General features: G+C 63.0%; 19 protein-coding genes. 8 read left to right on the forward strand and 11 right to left on the reverse strand.

Translation table 11 applies throughout. The features are described 5' to 3' along the window. Nucleotides 1-152 precede the first annotated feature (152 nt). The 6 genes from ACTORR_RS08350 (at nt 153) to cmoB (ending at nt 8,947) form a co-directional block, all read left to right on the forward strand. The gene (locus ACTORR_RS08350) at nt 153-1,499 is read left to right on the forward strand and encodes a carbohydrate porin (protein ID WP_099815620.1); all 1,347 of its coding nucleotides are present in this window, start codon (nt 153-155) and stop codon (nt 1,497-1,499) included. Between the two features lie 27 nt (nt 1,500-1,526). Continuing rightward, nucleotides 1,527-3,938, forward strand: a complete 2,412-nt coding sequence (locus ACTORR_RS08355; protein WP_099815621.1) for a glucose/quinate/shikimate family membrane-bound PQQ-dependent dehydrogenase — start codon at nt 1,527-1,529, stop codon at nt 3,936-3,938. Nucleotides 3,939-4,176: 238 nt separating this feature from the next. Further along, nucleotides 4,177-6,597 (forward strand): endopeptidase La, encoded by a 2,421-nt coding sequence (gene lon, locus ACTORR_RS08360; protein WP_099815622.1) that lies wholly within the window; start codon nt 4,177-4,179, stop codon nt 6,595-6,597. 171 nt (nt 6,598-6,768) lie between these two features. Next, nucleotides 6,769-7,161 (forward strand): protease inhibitor I42 family protein, encoded by a 393-nt coding sequence (locus ACTORR_RS08365; RefSeq protein ID WP_099815623.1) that lies wholly within the window; start codon nt 6,769-6,771, stop codon nt 7,159-7,161. A gap of 89 nt (nt 7,162-7,250) precedes the next feature. Beyond that, nucleotides 7,251-7,994, forward strand: coding sequence for a carboxy-S-adenosyl-L-methionine synthase CmoA (gene cmoA, locus ACTORR_RS08370; protein ID WP_099815624.1), 744 nt, complete (start codon nt 7,251-7,253; stop codon nt 7,992-7,994). Then, nucleotides 7,991-8,947, forward strand: a complete 957-nt coding sequence (gene cmoB / locus ACTORR_RS08375) for a tRNA 5-methoxyuridine(34)/uridine 5-oxyacetic acid(34) synthase CmoB (RefSeq protein WP_099815625.1) — start codon at nt 7,991-7,993, stop codon at nt 8,945-8,947. Before cmoA ends, cmoB begins: the two co-directional genes overlap by 4 nt. A gap of 70 nt (nt 8,948-9,017) precedes the next feature. On the opposite strand, the gene ACTORR_RS08380 is transcribed toward cmoB, so the two are convergent. Next, the gene (locus ACTORR_RS08380) at nt 9,018-9,221 is read right to left on the reverse strand and encodes a hypothetical protein (RefSeq protein WP_054885088.1); all 204 of its coding nucleotides are present in this window, start codon (nt 9,219-9,221) and stop codon (nt 9,018-9,020) included. A 243-nt stretch (nt 9,222-9,464) separates the two neighbouring features. On the opposite strand from ACTORR_RS08380, the gene ACTORR_RS08385 reads away from it, so the two are divergent. Beyond that, nucleotides 9,465-10,139 carry a heavy metal response regulator transcription factor gene (locus tag ACTORR_RS08385; RefSeq protein ID WP_286935418.1) on the forward strand — a complete coding sequence of 225 codons (675 nt, stop codon included), beginning with the start codon at nt 9,465-9,467 and terminating at the stop codon, nt 10,137-10,139. Continuing rightward, a complete protein-coding gene (locus tag ACTORR_RS08390; RefSeq protein ID WP_099815626.1) occupies nt 10,136-11,518 on the forward strand; it encodes a heavy metal sensor histidine kinase in 1,383 nt (460 codons plus the stop codon). Before ACTORR_RS08385 ends, ACTORR_RS08390 begins: the two co-directional genes overlap by 4 nt. A 123-nt stretch (nt 11,519-11,641) precedes the next feature. Here the strand turns inward: ACTORR_RS08390 and pdxJ are convergent, their stop codons facing one another. The 10 genes from pdxJ to rpoE form a co-directional block, all read right to left on the reverse strand. Continuing rightward, nucleotides 11,642-12,364, reverse strand: a complete 723-nt coding sequence (gene pdxJ / locus ACTORR_RS08395) for a pyridoxine 5'-phosphate synthase (RefSeq protein WP_189660492.1) — start codon at nt 12,362-12,364, stop codon at nt 11,642-11,644. Nucleotides 12,365-12,425: 61 nt separating this feature from the next. Further along, complete coding sequence (gene recO, locus ACTORR_RS08400; protein ID WP_099815627.1) at nt 12,426-13,109, reverse strand: DNA repair protein RecO; 684 nt, start codon at nt 13,107-13,109, stop codon at nt 12,426-12,428. Nucleotides 13,110-13,272: 163 nt separating this feature from the next. Further along, on the reverse strand, nt 13,273-14,175 hold the full coding sequence (era, locus tag ACTORR_RS08405; protein ID WP_012273926.1) for a GTPase Era: 903 nt from the start codon (nt 14,173-14,175) through the stop codon (nt 13,273-13,275). Continuing rightward, nucleotides 14,168-14,857 (reverse strand): ribonuclease III, encoded by a 690-nt coding sequence (rnc, locus tag ACTORR_RS08410; RefSeq protein ID WP_027917873.1) that lies wholly within the window; start codon nt 14,855-14,857, stop codon nt 14,168-14,170. The genes era and rnc overlap by 8 nt, the downstream gene beginning before the upstream one ends. A 161-nt stretch (nt 14,858-15,018) precedes the next feature. Beyond that, on the reverse strand, nt 15,019-15,873 hold the full coding sequence (gene lepB / locus ACTORR_RS08415; protein WP_054885003.1) for a signal peptidase I: 855 nt from the start codon (nt 15,871-15,873) through the stop codon (nt 15,019-15,021). A gap of 5 nt (nt 15,874-15,878) precedes the next feature. Then, nucleotides 15,879-17,678 (reverse strand): translation elongation factor 4, encoded by a 1,800-nt coding sequence (gene lepA / locus ACTORR_RS08420; RefSeq protein WP_176505995.1) that lies wholly within the window; start codon nt 17,676-17,678, stop codon nt 15,879-15,881. 182 nt (nt 17,679-17,860) lie between these two features. Further along, entirely contained in the window at nt 17,861-19,297 is a 1,437-nt protein-coding gene (locus tag ACTORR_RS08425; RefSeq protein WP_197895369.1) for a DegQ family serine endoprotease, read from the reverse strand. 187 nt (nt 19,298-19,484) lie between these two features. Continuing rightward, complete coding sequence (locus tag ACTORR_RS08430; RefSeq protein WP_099815630.1) at nt 19,485-20,450, reverse strand: MucB/RseB C-terminal domain-containing protein; 966 nt, start codon at nt 20,448-20,450, stop codon at nt 19,485-19,487. A gap of 12 nt (nt 20,451-20,462) precedes the next feature. Continuing rightward, nucleotides 20,463-21,053: a sigma-E factor negative regulatory protein gene (locus ACTORR_RS08435; protein WP_054885007.1), complete on the reverse strand. Its 591-nt coding sequence runs from the start codon at nt 21,051-21,053 to the stop codon at nt 20,463-20,465. Between the two features lie 31 nt (nt 21,054-21,084). Further along, on the reverse strand, nt 21,085-21,666 hold the full coding sequence (gene rpoE / locus ACTORR_RS08440; protein WP_003252049.1) for an RNA polymerase sigma factor RpoE: 582 nt from the start codon (nt 21,664-21,666) through the stop codon (nt 21,085-21,087). Nucleotides 21,667-22,009: the final 343 nt, after the last annotated feature.

Raw genomic sequence — 22,009 nt, forward strand, 5'->3', positions numbered from 1 at the left:
AATTTGTCTTTTTTTCTTACAACTTCCCCTATATCCTCCCGGCCGCAAGCTGAATCGCTTCATCCAGCATTCCCAATTGCCATATACATCGAAGAGCACGCTTTTCGGTGCGCTTGCCCTTTGCTCAATAATCAAAAAGATAGCGCTATCTCATGTTCCAACTGCCCAAAACCCGCTACACCGGCTTTGCCCTCATCGCTTTCACCGCCGCCCTGCCGAGCACGGCCAGTGCCAGCGAACCCTTCGCCAAGGACTCTCCCTGGATGTTTGGCGACTGGGGCGGCACCCGCAGCGAGCTGCTGGACAAAGGCTACGACTTCACCCTCGGCTACACCGGCGAGATGGGCAGCAACCTGCACGGCGGCTACGACCACGACCGCACGGCCCGCTACAGCGACCAGTTCACCTTTGGCAGCCACCTGGACCTGGAGAAGATCCTCGGCTGGAACGACACCGAGCTGCAACTGACGGTCACTGAACGCCACGGCGATAACATCAGCAATGACCGCATCAACGACCCGCGGGTCGGCGGCTTCACCTCGGCTCAGGAGGTCTGGGGCCGCGGCGAAACCTGGCGGCTGACGCAAATGTGGATCAAGCAGAAATATTTCGACGGTGCCCTGGACGTGAAAGTCGGCCGTTTCGGCGAAGGCGAGGATTTCAACAGCTTCCCCTGCGACTTCCAGAACCTGGCTTTCTGCGGCTCGCAGGTGGGCAACTGGGTTGGCGGCATCTGGTACAACTGGCCGGTCAGCCAGTGGGCCATGCGCGTGCGCTACAACCTTTCCCCTGAGCTGTACGCCCAAGTCGGCGTGTACGAGCAGAACCCGTCCAACCTGGAATCGGGCAACGGCTTCAAGCTCAGCGGCAGTGGCACCCAGGGCGCGGTGATGCCGATTGAACTGGTGTGGAGCCCACGCTTCCAAGACCTTAAAGGGGAATATCGCGTCGGCTACTACTACAGTAATGCCAAGGCACAGGATGTTCTCAAGGACGGTAACGGCCAGCCAGCTGCCATCAGTGGCGCCGCCTACCGCAGCAGCTCAAGCAAGCACGGCTTGTGGCTCGGCGCCCAGCAGCAGGTCACTTCGCTGGCGTCCGACCAGTCGCGCGGCCTGAGCCTGTTCGCCAACGCCACGGTGCACGACAAGAAGACCAATGTCATCGACAACTATGTTCAGGCAGGACTGGTTTACAAAGGCCCCTTCGACGCCCGCGCCAAGGACGACATCGGCTTCGCCGTCGCCCGCGTGCACGCCAACCCGGCCTACCGCAAGAACGCCCGCCTGGCCAATCAGGTGGCCGGGCTCGACGACTATGACAACCCAGGCTACCTGCCGGTGCAAGACACCGAATACAGCGCCGAACTCTATTACGGCATCCACCTGGCCGACTGGCTCACGGTGCGCCCGAACCTGCAGTACATCCGCCATCCGGGCGGGGTGTCGCAGGTCGACAGCGCGCTGATCGGCGGCCTGAAGATCCAAAGTACTTTCTGACCACCTTTCTACAACGGAGAACCTAAAATGAGCACTGACAGTGCCAACCAAGGAACCCGCTGGCTACCACGCCTGATGGGCGTGCTGCTGTTGCTGATGGGCCTGGCCCTGCTGGCCGGCGGCATCAAGCTGAGCCAGCTGGGCGGATCGCTGTACTACCTGATTGCCGGTATCGGCTTCGCCGTGTCGGGTGCCCTGCTGCTGGCCAAGCGCCGCCTCGCCCTGGGCCTTTATGGCCTGGTGCTGCTGGGCAGCACGGTGTGGGCCATGCTGGAAGTGGGCCTGGACTGGTGGCAACTGGTACCGCGCCTGGCCATCTGGTTCGCCATCGGCGTAGTGCTGCTGCTGCCGTGGGCACGCCGTCCGCTGACCGGCCCTGCGGCCAAGGCCAACACCGCGCTGCTGAGCGTCGCCGTGCTGGCTTCGGGCGCCTGTGCCCTGGGCAGCCAGTTCACTCACCCGGGTGAAGTGTTTGGCGAACTCGGCCGCGACAACAGCGAAATGGGCAGCGCCGCACCGGCCATGCCGGATGGCGACTGGCAGGCCTATGGCCGTACCGAGCACGGCGACCGCTATTCGCCGCTGCGCCAGATCACCCCGCAGAACGCCTACCGCCTGGAAGAAGCCTGGCGTATCCGCACCGGTGACCTGCCGACCGACAACGACCCGGTCGAACTGACCAACGAAAACACCCCGCTGAAAGCCAACGGCATGCTCTATGCCTGCACCGCCCACAGCAAGGTGCTGGCCCTGGACCCGGACACCGGCGCCGAAATCTGGCGCTACGACCCACAGATCAAGACCCCGGTCGGCACGTTCAAGGGCTTCGCCCACATGACCTGCCGCGGCGTCTCGTACTATGACGAGAACAGCTACGTCAGCCGCGACGGCAGCCCGGCACCTAAGGTGTCCGACGCCGGCCAGGCCGTGGCTCAGGCCTGCCCGCGCCGCCTCTACCTGCCGACCGCCGACGCCCGCCTGATTGCCATCAACGCCGACAACGGCAAGGTCTGCGAAGGCTTCGCCAACCAGGGTGCGATCGACCTGACCACCGGTATCGGCCCGTTCACCGCAGGCGGCTATTACTCCACCTCGCCCGTGGCGATCACCCGCAGCCTGGTGATCATCGGTGGCCATGTGACCGACAACGAGTCGACCAACGAACCGTCTGGCGTGATCCGCGCCTATGACGTGCACGATGGCCGCCTGGTATGGAACTGGGACAGCAACAACCCGGACGACACCAAGCCACTGGCCCCCGGCAAGATGTACAGCCGCAACTCGGCCAACATGTGGTCGCTGGCCAGCGTCGACGAGGACCTGGGCATGGTCTACCTGCCGCTGGGCAACCAGACCCCTGACCAGTGGGGCGCCGACCGCACCCCAGGCGCCGAGAAGTACAGTGCCGGCGTGGTTGCCCTGGACCTTGCCACCGGCAAGGCACGCTGGAACTACCAGTTCACCCACCACGACCTGTGGGACATGGACGTCGGCAGCCAGCCGACCCTGGTGCACCTCAAGACCAAGGACGAGATCAAGCCAGCGATCATCGTGCCGACCAAGCAGGGCAGCCTGTATGTGCTCGACCGCCGCGACGGCACGCCGATCGTGCCGATTCGCGAGATCCCGGTTCCGCAAGGCGCGGTCAAGGGTGACCACACCGCACCGACCCAGGCCCGCTCTGACCTCAACCTGCTTGGCCCTGAGCTGACCGAGCAGGCCATGTGGGGCGCCACCCCGTTCGACCAGATGCTGTGCCGCATCCAGTTCCGCGAGCTGCGCTACGAGGGCCAGTACACCCCGCCGTCCGAACAGGGCAGCCTGGTCTACCCAGGCAACGTCGGCGTGTTCAACTGGGGCAGCGTGTCGGTCGACCCGGTACGCCAGCTGCTGTTCACCTCGCCTAACTACATGGCCTTCGTGTCGAAGATGGTGCCGCGTGAGCAGGTGGCTGCCGGGAGCAAGCGCGAAAGCGAGACCAGCGGCGTGCAGCCGAATACCGGCGCGCCCTACGCAGTGACCATGCACCCGTTCATGTCGCCAATCGGCATCCCTTGCCAGGCGCCTGCCTGGGGCTACGTGGCGGCCATCGACCTGTTCACCAACAAGGTGGTATGGAAGCGCAAGAACGGCACTACCCGTGACAGCACCCCGGTGCCGATCGGCATGCCGGTGGGCGTACCGAGCATGGGCGGCTCGATCGTCACCGCAGGTGGCGTCGGCTTCCTCAGTGGCACCCTCGACCAGTACCTGCGCGCCTATGACGTGAACAACGGCAAGGAACTGTGGAAGGCGCGCCTGCCAGCGGGTGGCCAGGCCACACCAATGACCTATACCGGCAAGAACGGCAAGCAGTACGTGCTGATCGTCGCCGGCGGCCATGGCTCGCTGGGCACGAAAATGGGCGATTACATCATCGCTTACAAATTGGCTGATTAACGCTTGTAGGAGCGGCCTTGTGTCGCGAAAGGGCCGCAACGCGGCCCCAGCATTCAGCAGCATTGAGCAATAGCTGGGGCTGCTTTGCAGCCCTTTCGCGACACAAGGCCGCTCCTACACAAGCAAGGCCGGCATACGCTGGCAAAGATGAAACCCTCCCCCTGCGCCCTTCGTCTACCATTGAAACCCATTCCCCCCCGCCCCATCTAAGCACCATAGTCATTCACGCAGGTGCCCCATGAGCGACCAGCAGGATTTCCCGGAACAACCCGACGAACACAACGCAATCGAACAGCCTGACACCAAGGTCGATATCGGCCACGCCCTCGCCCTGCCCGGCCAGCAGTTGCCGGACAAGGTCTACGTGATCCCGATCCACAACCGCCCGTTCTTCCCCGCACAAGTGCTGCCGGTGATCGTCAATGAAGAACCCTGGGCCGAAACCCTCGACCTGGTGGCCAAGACCGAACACCATTCGCTGGCACTGTTCTTCATGGACACCCCGCCGGAAGACCACCGCCATTTCGACACCTCGGCCCTGCCGGAGTACGGCACCCTGGTCAAGGTGCATCACGCCAGCCGCGAAAACGGCAAGCTGCAGTTCGTCGCCCAGGGGCTGACCCGGGTGCGCATCCGCACCTGGCTCAAGCATCATCGCCCGCCGTACCTGGTCGAGCTCGAATACCCGCGCCAGCCAGCGGAACCGACCGACGAGGTCAAGGCCTACGGCATGGCACTGATCAACGCGATCAAAGAGCTGCTGCCGCTCAACCCGCTGTACAGCGAAGAGCTTAAGAACTACCTCAATCGCTTCAGCCCCAACGACCCGTCGCCACTCACCGACTTTGCCGCTGCACTCACCTCCGCCACTGGTAACCAGCTGCAGGAAGTGCTCGACTGCGTGCCCATGCTCAAGCGCATGGAAAAAGTCTTGCCGATGTTGCGCAAGGAAGTGGAAGTGGCGCGCCTGCAAAACGAGATTTCCGCCGAGGTCAACCGGCAGATCGGCGAGCACCAGCGTGAGTTCTTCCTCAAGGAACAGCTCAAGGTCATCCAGCAGGAGCTGGGCCTGACCAAGGACGATCGCAGCGCCGACCTCGAGCAGTTCGAGCAGCGGCTTGCCGGCAAGACCCTGCCCGAGCAGGCGAAAAAGCGCATCGATGAAGAAATGGGCAAACTGGCCATCCTCGAGACCGGCTCGCCCGAGTACGCGGTCACCCGCAATTATCTGGAATGGGCCACCGCCCTGCCCTGGGGGCTGTACGGCAAGGACAAACTCGACCTCAAGCATGCGCGCAAAGTGCTCGACCAGCACCATGCTGGCCTGGACGATATCAAGGAGCGCATCCTCGAATTCCTCGCCGTTGGCGCCTGGAAGGGCGAGATCAGCGGCTCGATCGTGCTGCTGGTGGGCCCGCCCGGGGTGGGCAAGACCAGCATCGGCAAGTCCATCGCCGAATCCCTCGGCCGGCCGTTCTACCGCTTCAGCGTCGGCGGCATGCGCGACGAGGCCGAGATCAAGGGCCATCGCCGCACCTACATCGGCGCCCAGCCGGGCAAGCTGGTGCAGGCGCTGAAGGAAGTCGAGGTGATGAACCCGGTGATCATGCTCGACGAGATCGACAAGATGGGCCAGAGCTACCAGGGCGACCCCGCCTCGGCGTTGCTGGAAACCCTCGACCCGGAGCAGAACGTCGATTTCCTCGACCACTACCTCGACCTGCGCCTGGACCTGTCCAAGGTGCTGTTCGTGTGCACCGCCAACACCCTCGACTCGATCCCCGGGCCGCTGCTCGATCGCATGGAAGTGATCCGCCTGTCCGGCTACATCACCGAAGAGAAAATGGCCATTGCCAAGCGTCACCTGTGGCCCAAGCAGCTGGAAAAGGCCGGTGTGGCCAAGACCAGCCTGAGCATCAGCGACAGCGCCCTGCGCACGGTGATCGAGGGCTATGCCCGGGAAGCTGGCGTGCGCCAGCTGGAGAAACAGCTGGGCAAGCTGGTGCGCAAGGCCGTGGTCAAGCTGCTGGACGACCCGGATGCCAAGCTCAAGATCGGCAACAAGGACCTCGAGGCCGCCCTGGGCATGCCGGTGTTCCGCAGCGAGCAGGTTTTGGCAGGCAAAGGTGTGATCACCGGCCTCGCCTGGACCAGCATGGGCGGTGCGACCCTGCCGATCGAGGCGACGCGTATCCACACCCTGAATCGCGGCTTCAAGCTAACCGGCAAGCTGGGTGATGTGATGAAAGAATCCGCTGAAATCGCCTACAGCTATGTCAGTTCCAACCTTAAACAGTTTGGCGGTGACCCCGGCTTCTTCAACGAAGCGTTCATTCACCTGCATGTGCCCGAAGGTGCGACGCCCAAGGATGGCCCGAGCGCCGGCATCACCATGGCCAGCGCGCTGTTGTCGCTGGCCCGCGACCAGGCGCCGAAGAAAGGCGTGGCCATGACCGGCGAGCTCACCCTCACCGGCCAGGTACTGCCGATCGGTGGCGTGCGCGAGAAGGTGATCGCGGCGCGGCGGCAGAAGATCTTCGAGCTGATCCTGCCGGAGCCGAACCGTGGGGACTTCGAAGAGCTGCCGGACTACCTGCGCGACGGCTTGACCGTGCATTTCGCCAAGCGCTTCGCTGACGTGGCCAAAGTCCTGTTCTGAACCTTTACCGGCCTCTTCGCGGCTAAAGCCGCTTCCACAGGGAAATCACAGTTTTCCAGCGCTGTGCCGTTCCTGTGGGAGCGGCTTTAGCCGCGAAGAGGCCGGCACTGGCAGCACAAAATTCCTCGATCATCGGGTATCCTCAGGCCATCGCCAGTCTTCGGAGCCACCATGACCGCACCTCGCCTGCTCGTTCCCCTGAGCCTCGCCCTGCTCGCCGCCTGCGCCCAACAGCCGAAGCAAACCGTCGAACTGGACGCCGAAAGCGAATGCCCCAAGCGCCTGCAGGTCGGCCAGAACCTCACCCTGACGCTGCCCAGCAACCCCACCACCGGCTACCGCTGGCTGGTACAGAATCCGGCCTCCAACGTGCTGCACAGCCTGGGCCCCGAGGTCTACAGTGCCCCCGAGGACGCCGGTATCGTCGGCAGCTCGGGCATTTCGACCTGGCGTTACCAGGCCCGCGCCGCCGGTGAAGGCCACCTGGTGCTGGTCTACCAGCAGCCCTGGGCGCCGGAAGTACGCCCGGTACAGACCTTCGATTGCGCCATCCGGGTCAACTGAACGCAAAGCGCTGGTCAGCCAACCATGCATCCAACTCGCGGTTTGGCTAGAATGCCGGCCCTGCATATCGCCAGCCGCCTGGATTCACCGTGAGCAAACAACCCGACCGCCTTTTCGCCCAACCTCTGGAGCAAGTCCCCGACTTCGTGTTCAACGAAGATGTGGTGCGTGTGTTCCCGGACATGATCAAGCGCTCGGTGCCCGGTTACCCGACCATCGTCGAAAACCTCGGCGTGCTGGCCGCGCGCTTCGCCCAGCCGAACTCTGCACTTTACGATCTGGGCGCCTCGCTGGGTGCCGTCAGCCAGTCGCTGCGCCGCCATGTGCGCAGCGACGGTTGCCGGGTGATAGCGGTGGACAATTCCGCCGCCATGGTCGAACGTTGCCGCCAGTACCTCACCGCCCAGGACTCGATGTTCCAGGAACTGCTGCCGGTCGACGTGCTGGAAGCCGATATCCTCACCCTGCCCTTCGAGCCGGCTTCGGTGGTGGCAATGAACTTCACCCTGCAGTTCATCGCCCCTGAACAACGCCTGGCGCTGCTCAGCCGGATCCGCCAGGCGCTGCTGCCCGGCGGTGCGCTGATCCTCTCGGAGAAACTGCGCTTCGCCGATGACAACGAGCAGACCCTGCTCAACGAACTGCACCTGGACTTCAAGCGGGCCAATGGCTACAGCGAACTGGAAATCGCCCAGAAGCGCAGCGCCATCGAGAACGTGATGAAGCCCGACACCCTGCAAGCCCATCAGGAACGCCTGCACGCGGCCGGCTTCACCAAGGTGGTGCCGTGGTTCCAATGCCTCAATTTTGCCTCGCTGATAGCCCTGCCATGATCGATCTGTCCCCCCTCGTCCGCCGCCTGGCGGGCACGCCCCTGGCTTCCTGGTCCCAGGGCCTGCAAGCACAACTGCAAGCCAAGCTGGAAAAAGGCCACGGCGACCTCGACCGCTGGCGCGGCGCGCTGGATGCGCTGCCGGCCCTGCAGCCCAGCGAAATCGACCTGGCTGATGGCCTGCGCCTGGATTGCGAGTGCGATGACGCCACCCGTGCGCAGATGCGCCAGGCGCTGATGGGCCTGTCACCTTGGCGCAAGGGGCCGTTCGACCTGTTCGGCGTGCATGTCGACACCGAGTGGCGCTCGGACTGGAAGTGGTCGCGGGTCGGCCCGCACCTCGACCTCAAGGGCAAGCGCGTGCTCGACGTTGGCTGCGGCAACGGCTATTACCAGTGGCGCATGCTCGGTGCTGGTGCCGACATGGTCATCGGCGTCGACCCCAACTGGCTGTTCTTCTGCCAGTTCCAGGCCGTGCAGCGATACCTGCCCGACCTGCCCGCCTGGCACCTGCCATTCGCCCTGGAAGAGCTGCCGGCCAACCTCGAAGGCTTCGACACCGTGTTCTCCATGGGCGTGTTCTACCACCGCCGCTCGCCCATCGAGCACCTGCTGGCGCTCAAGGACTGCCTGGTCAAAGGCGGCGAGCTGGTGCTGGAAACCCTGGTGATCGAGGGCGACGAAAACCAGGTACTGGTGCCCGAAGACCGTTACGCGCAGATGCGCAATGTCTGGTACCTGCCATCGGTACCGGCCTTGGAGCGCTGGTTGCGCCGCGCCGGGTTCAGCGAGGTGCGCTGCGTGGACGTGAGCGTTACCAGCATCGAGGAGCAGCGCAGCACCGAATGGATGCGCTACCAGTCGCTGGGCGATTTCCTCGACCCCAACGACCACAGCAAGACCATTGAAGGCCTGCCCGCCCCACGCCGCGCCACCCTGTTGGCGCGCAAATAAAAAGGGCGTCCATGTGGACGCCCGAATCACAGCTGTGCCGGGGAGCAGTGCCGGCACAGCTGCCGTTGCCTTAGTCCTTGGCCACCTCGCGGGCCTTCTCCTGCGCCTTGCGCTCGCGCTCGGCGATCGCCTGTTGCGTGTCGCCGTGCAGGCGCTCCTGGTCCTGACGGAATGCTTGCCAGAACTGCTTGGAACGTTCGCCGCCGCCTTCGGCGTAGGCGCTGGCAGCGCCCAGGGCGAGGGTCGCCAGCAACAGGTATCGGGTCAGGTTCATCATGCTTGCCTCGTTGATAAGCGATCAGACTGGGCCATCGTATCCTCGGGCAGCTAACGGCAAGGTGAGGCGCGCATTACAGTCTTGCAATGTGGCCTTGGCAGACAGGCAGATAACACCAGGATTACAAATCCGTTATCTACGCCGATGGGCCATTTGCATGCCGTAACATCCTGCGGCTTGACCCTGAAGCCCCTTCAGGCTTGAGAATCCTGCCCTTTTCCAGCCATACCGAGCCCACCCATGCGCCTGCTGATCATCGAGGACGAACTGCGTACCGCCGACTACCTGCAACAAGGCCTGCGTGAAAACGGCTACGTGGTCGACTGCGCCCACACGGGCACCGACGGCCTGCACCTGGCGCGCCAGCAGCCTTATGAGCTGATCATTCTCGACGTCAACCTGCCCGAACTCGATGGCTGGACGGTGCTGCAGCGTCTGCGCGCCGAATCGGCCACGCGAATCATGATGCTGACGGCCCATGGCCGCCTGTCGGACCGGGTCAAAGGCCTGGACCTGGGCGCAGATGACTACCTGCTCAAACCGTTCGAGTTTCCCGAGTTGCTGGCGCGCATCCGCAGCCTGCTGCGGCGTAACGATCAACAACTGCAACCGAGCACACTGCGCGTCGCCAACCTTGAGCTCGACCCCGGCCGCCACCGCGCCTACCGCGCCGGCAAACGCATCGACCTGACCGCCAAGGAGTTCGCCCTGCTCCACCTGCTGATGCGCCAGAGCGGCGAGGTGCTGTCGCGCACGCAGATCATCTCGCTGGTGTGGGACATGAATTTCGACTGCGATACCAATGTGGTCGAGGTTTCGATCCGCCGCCTGCGGGCGAAGATCGACGATCCGTTCGAAGACAAGCTGATCCACACCTTGCGCGGCGTCGGCTACGTACTGGAGGCCCGTGTGTGAAGTACGCCAGCCTGTCCCTGCGCCTGGGCCTGAGTGTGACCCTGATGGGCGCCGCGCTGATATTGCTGCTCGCCTGCCTGGCGGTGTTCGCCCTCGACCACGAACTGGACAGCCGCGCCCGCAGGGACCTCGCGCGCAAGATGTTGCAGGTGGAACATAACCTGCGGGTCGACCTGCGCAGCGAAGACCTTGGCAGCCGCGCCCATCCGTTGCTCGACCTGGTGATGGGCCACGACAACCTCAGCCTCAGCATACTGGCCCTTGAGGGGCGCCACCCGCACCTGCTCAGCCTCGGCCCGGCCCTTGAATCCCGGGTGGGCGAATTGCATACCGATGCACGGCTGAACTACCACGAATGGCGTGACAGCAGCGGTAATCAGATCCTTACCGCCACCCGGCAGATGCGCCTGCGCGACGACACCCCGGTGCGGGTGATGATGTCGCTCAACCGCGCCGACGACCATGCCCTGCTGCAAGCCTACCTGCACTCGACGCTGCTGGCCCTGCCCCTGCTGCTGCTGCTGATCGGCGCTGGCGCCTGGTGGCTCGTGCAACGCGGCTTGCAGCCGCTGCGCCACTTCCGTCGCATCGCCGGCAGGGTCTCCGCCCAAGACCTGCAACACCGCCTGCCCGCGACCGGCTTACCGCTGGAGCTGGCAGAGCTGGCGCGCAGCATCAATGTGATGCTCGATCGCCTGGACCAAGGGGTGCGCCAGCTTTCGCAGTTTTCCGATGACCTTGCCCACGAGCTGCGCACCCCGCTGAGCAACCTGATGGGCAAGGCCCAAGTCACCCTGGCCCGTGAACGCGATGGCGAACACTACCGGGAAGTGCTGGAAGACAGTGTCGAAGAGCTGACCCGGCTCAACCGCATCATCAACGACATGCTGTTCCTCGCCCAGGTCAGCCAACCCCAGGCGCAGGTGGCGCTCAAGCCGCTGGCGTTGGCGGACGAAGCGGCGCAGGTGAGCGAGCTGTTTGCCTTCAGTGCCGAACTCAAGAACATCGAGCTGCGCTTGCAGGGCTGGGGGACGGCGCTGGGGGACCGTTTGATGTTCCAGCGGGCGCTGTCGAACCTGTTGAGCAATGCCATTCGCCATGGGCCTGAAGGACAGGCGGTGAAGCTGGGCATCGAGCGGCAAGGCAGTGAGGTACGGGTGTGGGTGGAGAACCAGGGGCCGGGGATTGCCGAAGAACACTGGCCGCAGCTGTTTGAGCGGTTCTATCGCGTGGGATCGGGGCGATCGCGGCTGGAGGGCGGGACGGGATTGGGGTTGGCGATCGTGAAGTCAATCATGCAGTTGCATGGGGGGCGGGTCGAGGTCCGCAGCAGGCCTGAGGGACCCACGCGGTTTACCCTGCTGTTTCGGGCTGAGTAAGGGGTTACCTGCACTGGCCCTTTCGCGGGCATGCCCACACACAGGTACTCCACAGGCCTTGAGGCTTGCGCAATACCTGTGGGAGCGGGCTTGCCGGCGATGCCATTACAGGCAGCCGAGGGATCAGCGCGAAGCCGCGACGATCAATGCCTTCATTTCGGCCACAGCGGCCTTGAAGCCGACGAACAGCGCATGCGCAACCAAGGCATGGCCGATGTTCAGCTCATTGATGCCCTTGATCGCTGCCACCGCCTCGACGTTATGGTAATGCAGGCCATGCCCGGCATTGACGATCAGCCCCTGGCCCACGCCAAACGCAACGCCATCGACGATGCGTTGCAGTTCCTCCGCCACTTCGGTCGGGGTCTGTGCATCGGCATAACGCCCGGTGTGCAACTCGATAGCCGGCGCACCGACACGGCGCGAAGCCTCGATCTGCCGCTCGTCGGCATCGATGAACAGCGACACTTCAGCACCGGTACGCGATAAGCGCTCGACCGCCGCCTTGATCCGCGCCTCCTGGCCGGCCACGTCCAGGCCACCTTCGGTGGTCAGCTCCTGACGGGTCTCTGGGACCAGGCAGATATGCGCCGGGCGAATCTTCTCGGCAAAGGCCATCATCTCTTCAGTGACGCCCATTTCGAAGTTCATGCGCGTCTGCAGCACGTCCTTGAGCAACAGCACGTCGCGCTCCTGGATATGCCGACGGTCTTCGCGCAGGTGCACGGTAATGCCATCGGCGCCCGCTTCCTCGGCATCCAGCGCAGCCTTGACCGGGTCCGGATAGCGGGTACCGCGGGCCTGGCGCAGGGTTGCCACGTGGTCGATGTTGACGCCGAGAAGCATGCGGTTGCTGTGAGTCACGAAAGGCTCTCCTGAGGATTGAGCCACACAGCATACGACGTGCTCAGCGCTTGCGAAACAGTTCCCGGCTGACCAGCGGTTTTGCCCCCAGATGCACTGCCAGGGCCTGACGCATCAGGCGCTTGGCCGCCAGCAGGGCGCCGGGGGCGTCCCAGTCGGCATGGGCCAGGGCCAGCAGCTCGGTGCCGTTGAACAGTCCGGGCTGGGCCAGGTACACCCGTTCAAGGCCGGCATCGACCCGCAGCCGGTAGAGGCCGTCGGCTTCGATCAGGTCGTCGTTGACGTCGTGGTGGAGCGAAAAGGCGTAGCCCAAGTCCTCCAGCAACCGCCACTCAAAGGAACGCAGCAAGGGTTCCAGCGACCTTCCCTCGGCCAAGGCCTGCAGGGTCAGCGCGTAATGCTCGAACAGTTCGGGCTGCGGCGCCTCGGCGGGCAGCAGGCGCATCAGCAGTTCATTGAGGTAGAGGCCGCTGAACAGCGCGTCGCCATGCAGCCACGCAGCAATACCGACCGTGTCCAGGCGCCTGACGTTCTTCAGCTCACCTTTACCGAACAGTTCCACTTCCAGCGGTACGAACGGCCGCACCAGGCTGCCACCCTTGCCGCGTGCACGGCGCAGCACCGCACGCAGGCGGCCCTGGGGCGTGAAGAAGTCCACCAGAGCACTGGTTTCCTTGTAGGCGCGGCTGTGCAGGACGTAGGCCGGCTGCGGGGTGGGTTGGTCCATTTACGATCTCTGAGCGGGCTTGACGCGACCTCTGTAGGAGCGGCCTTGTGTCGCGAAAGGGCTGCGCAGCAGCCCCAGAATCTGTGTGCTTGTTGAGATCTTGGGGCCGCTCCGCGCCCCTTTCGCGACACAAGGCCGCTCCTACAGGTGTGCGCGCTAAGGCTTAGAGGTCGCCGTAGCCCAGCGAACGCAGGGCGCGTTCGTCGTCGGACCAGCCGCCTTTGACCTTGACCCAGAGGTTGAGCATGACCTTGGAGTCGAACAGCACCTCCATGTCCTTGCGCGCCTCGGAGCCGATGCGCTTGATCCGTTCGCCCTTGTCACCAATGATGATTTTCTTCTGGCCATCGCGCTCGACCAGGATCAGTGCATGGATGTGCAGCACGTGGCCCTGCTGCTTGAATTCTTCGATTTCCACGGTGATCTGGTACGGCAGCTCGGCGCCCAGCTGGCGCATGATCTTCTCGCGCACCAGTTCGGCGGCGAGGAAACGGCTGCTGCGGTCGGTGATCTGGTCTTCCGGGAAGAAATGATCGTTTTCCGGCAGGTGCTTGGCGATCTGGGCTTCCAGCGCGTCCAGGTTGTGGCCCTGCTGCGCGGAAATCGGCATCACTTCGGCGTTCGGCAGTTGTTCCTGCAGCCACTGCAGGTGCGGGATCAATTCGGCCTTCTCTTCCATGCGGTCGGTCTTGTTGACAGCGATGATCAGCGGGCCGGTCACGTACTGCACGCGCTCAAGCACCAGCTGGTCCTCGTCGGTCCACTTGGTGCGGTCGACCACGAAGATCACCACGTCGACGTCCTTCAGGGCGGCCGAGGCGTTGCGGTTCATGTAGCGGTTCAAGGCCTTGTCGTTGGCCTTGTGCATGCCCGGGGTATCGACATAGATCGCCTGCACGTCACCCTCGGTCTTGATACCGAGCATGTTGTGGCGTGTGGTCTGCGGCTTGCGCGAGGTGATCGCCAGCTTCTGGCCGAGGATGTGGTTCAGCAAGGTCGACTTGCCCACGTTCGGGCGGCCGACGATGGCCACGTAACCGCAGCGGGTCGGATTGTTATCAGTCATTGCCATTCTCCACGCCCAGGGCGATCAGTGCAGCAGCGGCGGCGACCTGCTCGGCGATACGCCGGCTGACGCCCTGGCCACGGCTCTTGTTGTTCAGCAGCACCACTTCGCATTCGACGAAGAAGGTGCGGCAGTGCGGTTCGCCCTGGATGTCGACCACCTCGTAACGCGGCAGCTCGCAGCTGCGCGATTGCAGGAACTCCTGCAGGCGGGTTTTCGGGTCCTTGTTGGTGTCGACCAGGGTCAGGCCTTCGAACTCGTCGGTCAGCCAGGCGAGAACACGCTCGCGCGCGGTCTGCATGTCCGCATCCAGGTAGATGGCGCCGATCAGCGCCTCCAGGGCATCAGCCAGGATCGACTCGCGGCGGAAGCCACCGCTCTTGAGCTCACCCGAGCCCAGGCGCAGGTAATCACCCAGGTCGAAGCCACGGGCCAGGCGGGCCAGGGTCTCGCCCTTGACCAGGCGGGCGCGAAGGCGCGACAACTGGCCTTCACGGGCCTGTGGGAAGCGCTCGAACAGCGCCTCGCCGGCGACGAAGTTAAGAATGGCGTCACCGAGAAACTCCAGGCGCTCGTTGTTGCGCCCGGCGTAGCTGCGGTGAGTCAGGGCCAGCAGCATCTGCTCCTGGTTCTTGAAGGTGTAGCCGAGCTTGCGCTCGAGACGGGCAAGGGAAGCACTCATGCAGCCACCCGTTGGTTGTTCAACGCGTTGTTCAAATCAACATCCTGAAAGACTGTTTGGCTGTGGTCCGTCGCGGCGAGCGGCGAATCTCTCGTTCCTTGAGAACACAGCCTATGTCAGAAATGCATTCGGCGCTGTCTGCAGGACAGCGCCGAAGGGTATCAATGGATCAGGCCGACCCGCGACAGGTTGGGCAAGTGGCTGAGCTTGGGCTCTGGCCAGCTCATCCACACCGCGAAGGCCTTGCCGACGATGTTCCGGTCCGGAACCATGCCGTGCAGCTCTTTAGGGATTTTCGGATCATCCCAGTAGCGGCTGTCGTTGGAGTTGTCGCGGTTGTCGCCCATCATGAAGTAATGGCCGGCCGGCACGGTCCATTGCTGGTCCGGCGGCATGCGATAACGGGTCATTTCCTTGCGGATCAGGTGCTCGGCCTCGCCGAGCTTTTCCTTGTACAGCTCGGCACTGCCCAGGGTACCTGGCTCGGCACCGACCAGCTGCTCGGCGATCGGCTGGCCGTTGACGAACAGCCGCTTGTCGCTGGTGTAGCTGATCTTGTCGCCCGGCAGGCCGACCACACGCTTGATGTAGTTGACGTTCGGGTCGCTCGGGTAGCGGAACACCATCACATCGCCGCGTTGCGGGTCACCCACCTCGATGACCTTCTTGTCGATCACCGGCAGGCGGATGCCATAGGAGAACTTGTTCACCAGGATGAAATCGCCCACTTCCAGGGTCGGCTTCATCGACCCTGAAGGGATCTGGAACGGTTCGACCAGGAACGAGCGCAGCACCAGCACGATGAACAGCACCGGGAAGAACGACTTGCCGTATTCGACCAGCAGCGGCTCTTTGCTCAGGCGCTCGACCACCGCCATTTCTGGTTGGGTGACGCTGCCCTGGTAGTTGGCGATCGCTGCCCGCCGGCGCGGAGCCAGGAACAGCAGATCGATCAAGCCCAGCAGACCGCAGACAAAGACGGCGATGACTAGCAACAGCGGGAAATTTAGCGACATAGGACCTAGCTATCCAACCTGAGCACGGCGAGGAAGGCTTCCTGTGGAATCTCCACGTTGCCCACCTGTTTCATGCGTTTCTTACCGGCCTTCTGCTTCTCCAGCAGTTTCTTCTTACGGCTGACGTCACCACCGTAGCACTTGGCCAGTACGTTCTTTCGGAGCGCCTTGACGGTCGTCCGCGCGATGATCTGGCCGCCAATGGCAGCCTGGATCGCTACGTCGAACATCTGCCGAGGGATCAGCTCCTTCATCTTCTCGGTCAACGCACGGCCCTTGTAGGCCGCGTTGTCGCGGTGCACGATCAATGCCAGGGCATCGACCTTGTCGCCGTTGATCAACACATCCAGCTTGACCAGGTTGGCCGACTGGTAGCGATCGAAATGATAGTCCAGCGAAGCATAGCCGCGGCTGGTCGACTTCAGGCGATCGAAGAAGTCAAGTACCACTTCGTTCATCGGCATGTCGTACCGCACTTGCACCTGGCTGCCGAGGAACTGCATGTCGCGCTGCACGCCACGCTTCTCGATGCACAGGGTGATGACGTTGCCCAGATGCTCCTGCGGCACCAGGATGGTCGCGGTGACGATCGGCTCGCGGAAATCGGCCACGGACGAGACATCCGGCAGCTTCGACGGGTTGTCGACGACGATGGTTTCGCCGGTCTTGAGTTCGAGCTCGTAGATCACGCTTGGCGCGGTAGTGATCAGGTCCAGGTCGTATTCGCGCTCCAGGCGCTCCTGGATGATCTCCATGTGCAGCATGCCGAGGAAGCCGCAACGGAAGCCGAAGCCCAGGGCGTCGGAGCTTTCCGGCATGTACTGCAGCGACGAGTCGTTGAGGGTCAGCTTCTGCAGGGCGTCGCGGAAGTCCTCGAAATCGTCGGAGCTGACCGGGAACAGACCGGCATACACCTGCGGCTGGATCTTCTTGAAGCCTGGCAGCACTTCGACCTCTGGGGTCGCGGACAGGGTCAGGGTGTCACCGACCGGCGCGCCGTGAATGTCCTTGATGCTGGCAATGATGAAGCCTACTTCACCGGCCTTCAGGTCGGCGGTCTGGGTGTGCTTCGGGGTGAACACACCGACGCTGTCGACCAGGTGCACCTTGCCGGTGGACTTGACCAGGATCTTGTCACCTTTCTTGACGCGGCCGTGGCGCACACGCACCAGCGAGACCACGCCCAGGTAGTTGTCGAACCAGGAGTCGATGATCAGCGCCTGGAGTGGCGCTTCAATATCACCTTCCGGCGCAGGGATGGTCTGTACCAGACGCTCCAGCACTTCGTCCACGCCCATGCCGCTCTTGGCGCTGCAGGCTACGGCATCGGTGGCGTCGATGCCGATGATCTTCTCGATCTCGTCCTTGACGCGGTCCGGATCGGCCTGGGGCAGGTCCATCTTGTTCAGCACCGGCATGACTTCCAGGCCTTGCTCGATGGCGGTGTAGCAGTTGGCCACCGACTGGGCTTCGACGCCCTGGCCGGCGTCGACCACCAGCAGCGCACCTTCACAGGCTGCCAGCGAACGCGAAACTTCATAGGTGAAGTCGACGTGGCCTGGGGTATCGATGAAGTTCAGCTGGTAGACCTTGCCGTCCTGCGCCTTGTAGTTGAGCGTGACGCTGTGGGCCTTGATGGTGATACCGCGCTCGCGCTCCAGGTCCATGGAATCCAGTACCTGGGCCTCCATTTCGCGCGCCGACAGGCCACCGCACATTTGAATGAAACGGTCGGCCAGCGTCGACTTGCCATGGTCGATGTGGGCGATGATGGAGAAATTGCGGATATGACTCAAATCACTCACGGGTCAACACTCGGAAAAGGCTGCGAGCCGGACGCCCGCCGAAAAATAGCCGGGAATTGTACCTTAAGCTGCTGGGATATGGGAGATTCCTCTATCGGACTGTACACAGCATTCGTGCCTGCAATTGTGAACTTTCATGAAAAAGGGCAGCCGAAGCTGCCCTCTGCCACCCCCGAGCCCGCTTATTCAGCGAGTTTGAAGGTGATAAAGCTGGCACGGCCCTGACGCAGCACGCGCATCGACACCGAACGGTTCTTCGGCAGGTCCTTGGCAATTTCAGTGAACTGCTTGGCCGACACCACCGCCTGGTTGTTCAGGTGGCTGATGACATCGCCCGGACGCAGACCGATCATCGCCGCCGGGCCGTCCTGAACTTCCTTGATGACCACGCCACCCTTGAGCTCAAGGGTCTTCTTCTGTTCGGCGGTGAGGTCAGACACGGACACGCCCAGGCGGTTGCTGTTGCGCTCGGCGCCGCCTTCGGGGCCGGTACCGGCGCCGATGTCAGCATCGTCATCCGGCATCGGGCCGACGGCGACGTCCAGGGTCTGGCGCTTGCCGTTGCGGATGATTTCGAGCTTGGCCTTCTCGCCATCCTTCAGGCTGCCGACCAGGTGCGGCAAATCGGCCGACATGACGATCGGCTGGCCGTTCATGCTCAGGATCACGTCACCCACCTGCAGGCCGCCCTTGGCAGCCGGGCCGTTTTCCAGCACCTGCGCCACCAGGGCGCCCGCCGGCTTGTCGAGGCCGAACGATTCAGCCAGGTCCTTGTTGACCTCCTGGATCACCACGCCCAGCCAGCCACGGCTGACCTTGCCGTCTTTCTTCAGCTGATTGGACACATCGAGGGCCACGTCGATCGGGATGGCAAAGGACAAGCCCATGAAGCCACCGGAACGGGTGAAGATCTGCGAGTTGATACCGACCACCTCGCCCTTCATGTTGAACAGCGGGCCACCGGAGTTACCCGGGTTGATGGCCACGTCGGTCTGGATGAACGGTACATAGGTGTCGTTGGGCAGGGTACGGCCCTTGGCGCTGACGATGCCTTTGGTCACCGAGTGGTCGAAGCCGAACGGCGAACCAATGGCCAGCACCCACTCACCGACCTTGAGCTTCTCGGAGTCACCCAGCTTGACGGTCGGCAGGTTCTTGCCCTCGACCTTCAGCAGGGCCACGTCGGTGCGCGGATCGGTGCCGATCAGCTTGGCTTGCAGCTCGCTGCGGTCAGACAGGCGGACGATGATCTCGTCGGCATCGGCGACCACATGGTTGTTGGTCAGTACATAGCCATCGCTGGAGATGATGAAGCCCGAGCCCAGCGACATGGCCTCGCGCTGGCGGTCACCGCGCGGCGAACGCGGCTGCTGTGGCATGTTGCGTTCGAAGAACTCGCGGAACATCGGCGGCAGGCCTTCGAGGTCCGGCATCTGCCCGGAGGCGACACGGTCCGGCAGTTTCTGCTTGGTGCTGATGTTGACCACGGCCGGCGAGGCCTGCTCGACCAGGGTGGTGAAGTCCGGCAGGGCTTCATCGGCCTGGGCACTGAGCACCTGGCCGAGCATCAGCACAGCGGCGAACATCGTTAGGTAGGATTTCAAACGTGGTATTGACATACGGCTCCCGTCACAACGAGCGGTAGTTGGAAATAGCCCTGCACAAAGCAGCAAAGGCCAGACTCCTGGAAGCCTGACCTATAAAAAATTTGCCGAAGGATTGCAAATGACAATGCTTTAATTTCATTTCAGCCGCGTGTCCGTTCGCCTTTGCATTGCCCTTGATCCGGCCCGCAAAAGCGCGCCGTCACTGGCGCGCCTGGGCATCCTGAGGCCGCATCGACAGCGCGATACGTTCTGCCGTACCCAGCGGTATTTCGCCCACCACGGTGACCTGAACTTTGCCTTTGGGCGTGTTCAGTCGCCGGGAAACGGCCGAGGTCGGGCCAAGCTGGGTGCGTACATCGGCACCGGCGTCATCCTTCACGGGTTCGAGGAACACAGAGAAACGGGCCAGGCCATCGTCATACATCAGGCTGCTGATCGAACTGTTCCGCTCCGGGTCGCGGCGTACCGTGCTGTTGATCAGTTCGAAGCCCGGCGGCAGCCAGTCGGAGCGCCAACCGCCAACCGCCTCGCGCGTGTTGTTGGCCACATGCTCGACAGGCTTGCACGCGGCGCTGGCTTGCAGCTCCTGGTCGGTAGGCAAGTCGTCGGTGTCCAGGCGGGTCATCTGGAAGCGCTCGAGCAGTTGCCCTTTGTCATTGAGCATCAATGAGCGCAGCGGCAAGCCGGTACGGCGGTCCAGATGGAGTTCGAATGCGTAGCGGTGCTGGTCACGCGGTGTCAGCGTGACAATCACCGCGTCACGGTCTGCAACCCGAGACTTGCCCGCCACCGTGAGGTCATACCAGCTCATCAGTTTCAGAGGATCGAGCGAGCGCTGTGCAGAATCGGGAGGGTTGCCCACCCCGCTCGCCAAGGCACCACTGACGCACTGCACCTTACCGTCCACGCGCACGATTTCCTGGGCGGAGCCATCGAGCTGAAGAAGCCGCTCGCTGACCTTGCCGTCCTGAACGCGATGCCAGATATCGTGGGAAGAGAAGCTGCCGTTACGTTCGTAGACGAAAGAGCCTTGGTAGCTCTGGTTTTGCTCGGCCTGTGCCAGCTTGTTCAACCATTCGCTCGCCTCGGGCGAGGAGTTGGCCGCCAACGCTGGCACCGTCATGCAGCTGCCTAACAGCAGCGACAGGAGAGGTAGCGCGCGCATGATCCTCCTTACTTAGCGGTTTTCCAGGCTGGCGGCGCGGGCATACGGCAATGCGGTTTCAGTGCCCTTGAGCGCGGATTCCTGCGCATGCTGGCGCAGATAGCCTGGCAGACGCTGATCCCAGCCGGCCTGGTTCTGCAGCACGCCGTTGGCCATCGGCCCGGTCGGTTGCTCACTGCTTTCACTATAGCCTGCCAAAACAGCCGGGCCCTGACTTTGTGGCATGCTCAGGCCTTGCTGCGCAGGCTGCTGGGCAGCCAGCTCGGCGCCGGTGATCTCGTCCTGGTTGTACATGCGCACACCCGCCAGCACCGCTACGGTGACCGACGCAGCGACGGCCAGGCGGCCAATGCTACGCCATGGGCCCTGCTTGACCTTGGCCGGCACGGCTTCGTCAGCCAGCGCGGCGGAGACCGCCGAGGCGATATCCAGGTTTGGCAGCAACAGCTCCTTGTGCATCGCTGCGCGGGCTACCTGGTAACGCGACCAGGTGGCACGGGTTTCGGAATCGTCGACGGCATTCAACACCCGGCGTAATTCCAGTTCGTCCGCTTCGTTATCCATAACCGCGGACAGCGATTCCTGCAAAGCTTCACGACTCATGGCGGTTCCTCTCTTGGCTGTCGCCGCTGTCTCAGGTTTCCTGCAACAACGGCTGCAGGGCTTTGTCTATGGCCTCCCGAGCGCGGAAGATTCGAGAGCGCACGGTACCCACCGGACATTGCATGACGCTGGCAATGTCTTCGTAACTCAACCCGTCGAATTCACGCAGGGTCAATGCCGTGCGCAAATCTTCGGGCAGTTGCTGGATGGTGCGATGGACAGTGCCTTCGATTTCATCCCGCAACAACGAGCGCTCTGGGGACTCGAGATCCTTGAGACCATGATCGCCGTCGTAAAACTCCGCATCCTCGGAGCTCACATCGCTGTCTGGTGGCCGTCTTCCACGGGACACCAGATAGTTCTTCGCCGTGTTGATGGCGATGCGGTACAGCCAGGTATAAAACGCACTGTCACCGCGAAAATTGCCAAGCGCACGGTAGGCCTTGATAAAGGCCTCCTGCGCCACATCCTGGGCCTCGTGGGTGTCGTGAACGAACCGCACGATCAACCCTAGAATCTTGTGCTGATACTTCAGCACCAACAGATCGAACGCTCGCCTGTCTCCGCGCTGCACGCGCTCGACAAGCTGCTGATCCTCTTCCTGGGTTAGCATGAACACTCCTCAGTGAACTCGAAGGAGCGTTGCCACAGCCTTTGTTCAGGCTTGCAACCATAGACTCGGGCTTTGCGCAAAAGTTCTCCCCTCCAAGCAAGTTTCCTGCGGCCCTTGGTCGGCTCGCACGGAAGACGCGGCACGGTCACGGCCCGCTGCGTCGATAATCAGGATTCGAATACGCAGGTGTCAGCCCGTATAGAGCTGCCGCCCGCGTCGCCGCGGCAAATTATGGCGTGCGGGCAGCCTTCATAGGATTTCCGGCCGTATCGGAAAGTTCCCACAAAGATTGACGCAACGTCCGTAGTGGCATGGAAATTGGCTACCGCAGGCTGCTATAAAG

The organism is Pseudomonas sp. SAR267, from assembly GCF_052077595.1.
GTDB classification, from domain to species: domain Bacteria; phylum Pseudomonadota; class Gammaproteobacteria; order Pseudomonadales; family Pseudomonadaceae; genus Aquipseudomonas; species Aquipseudomonas vlassakiae.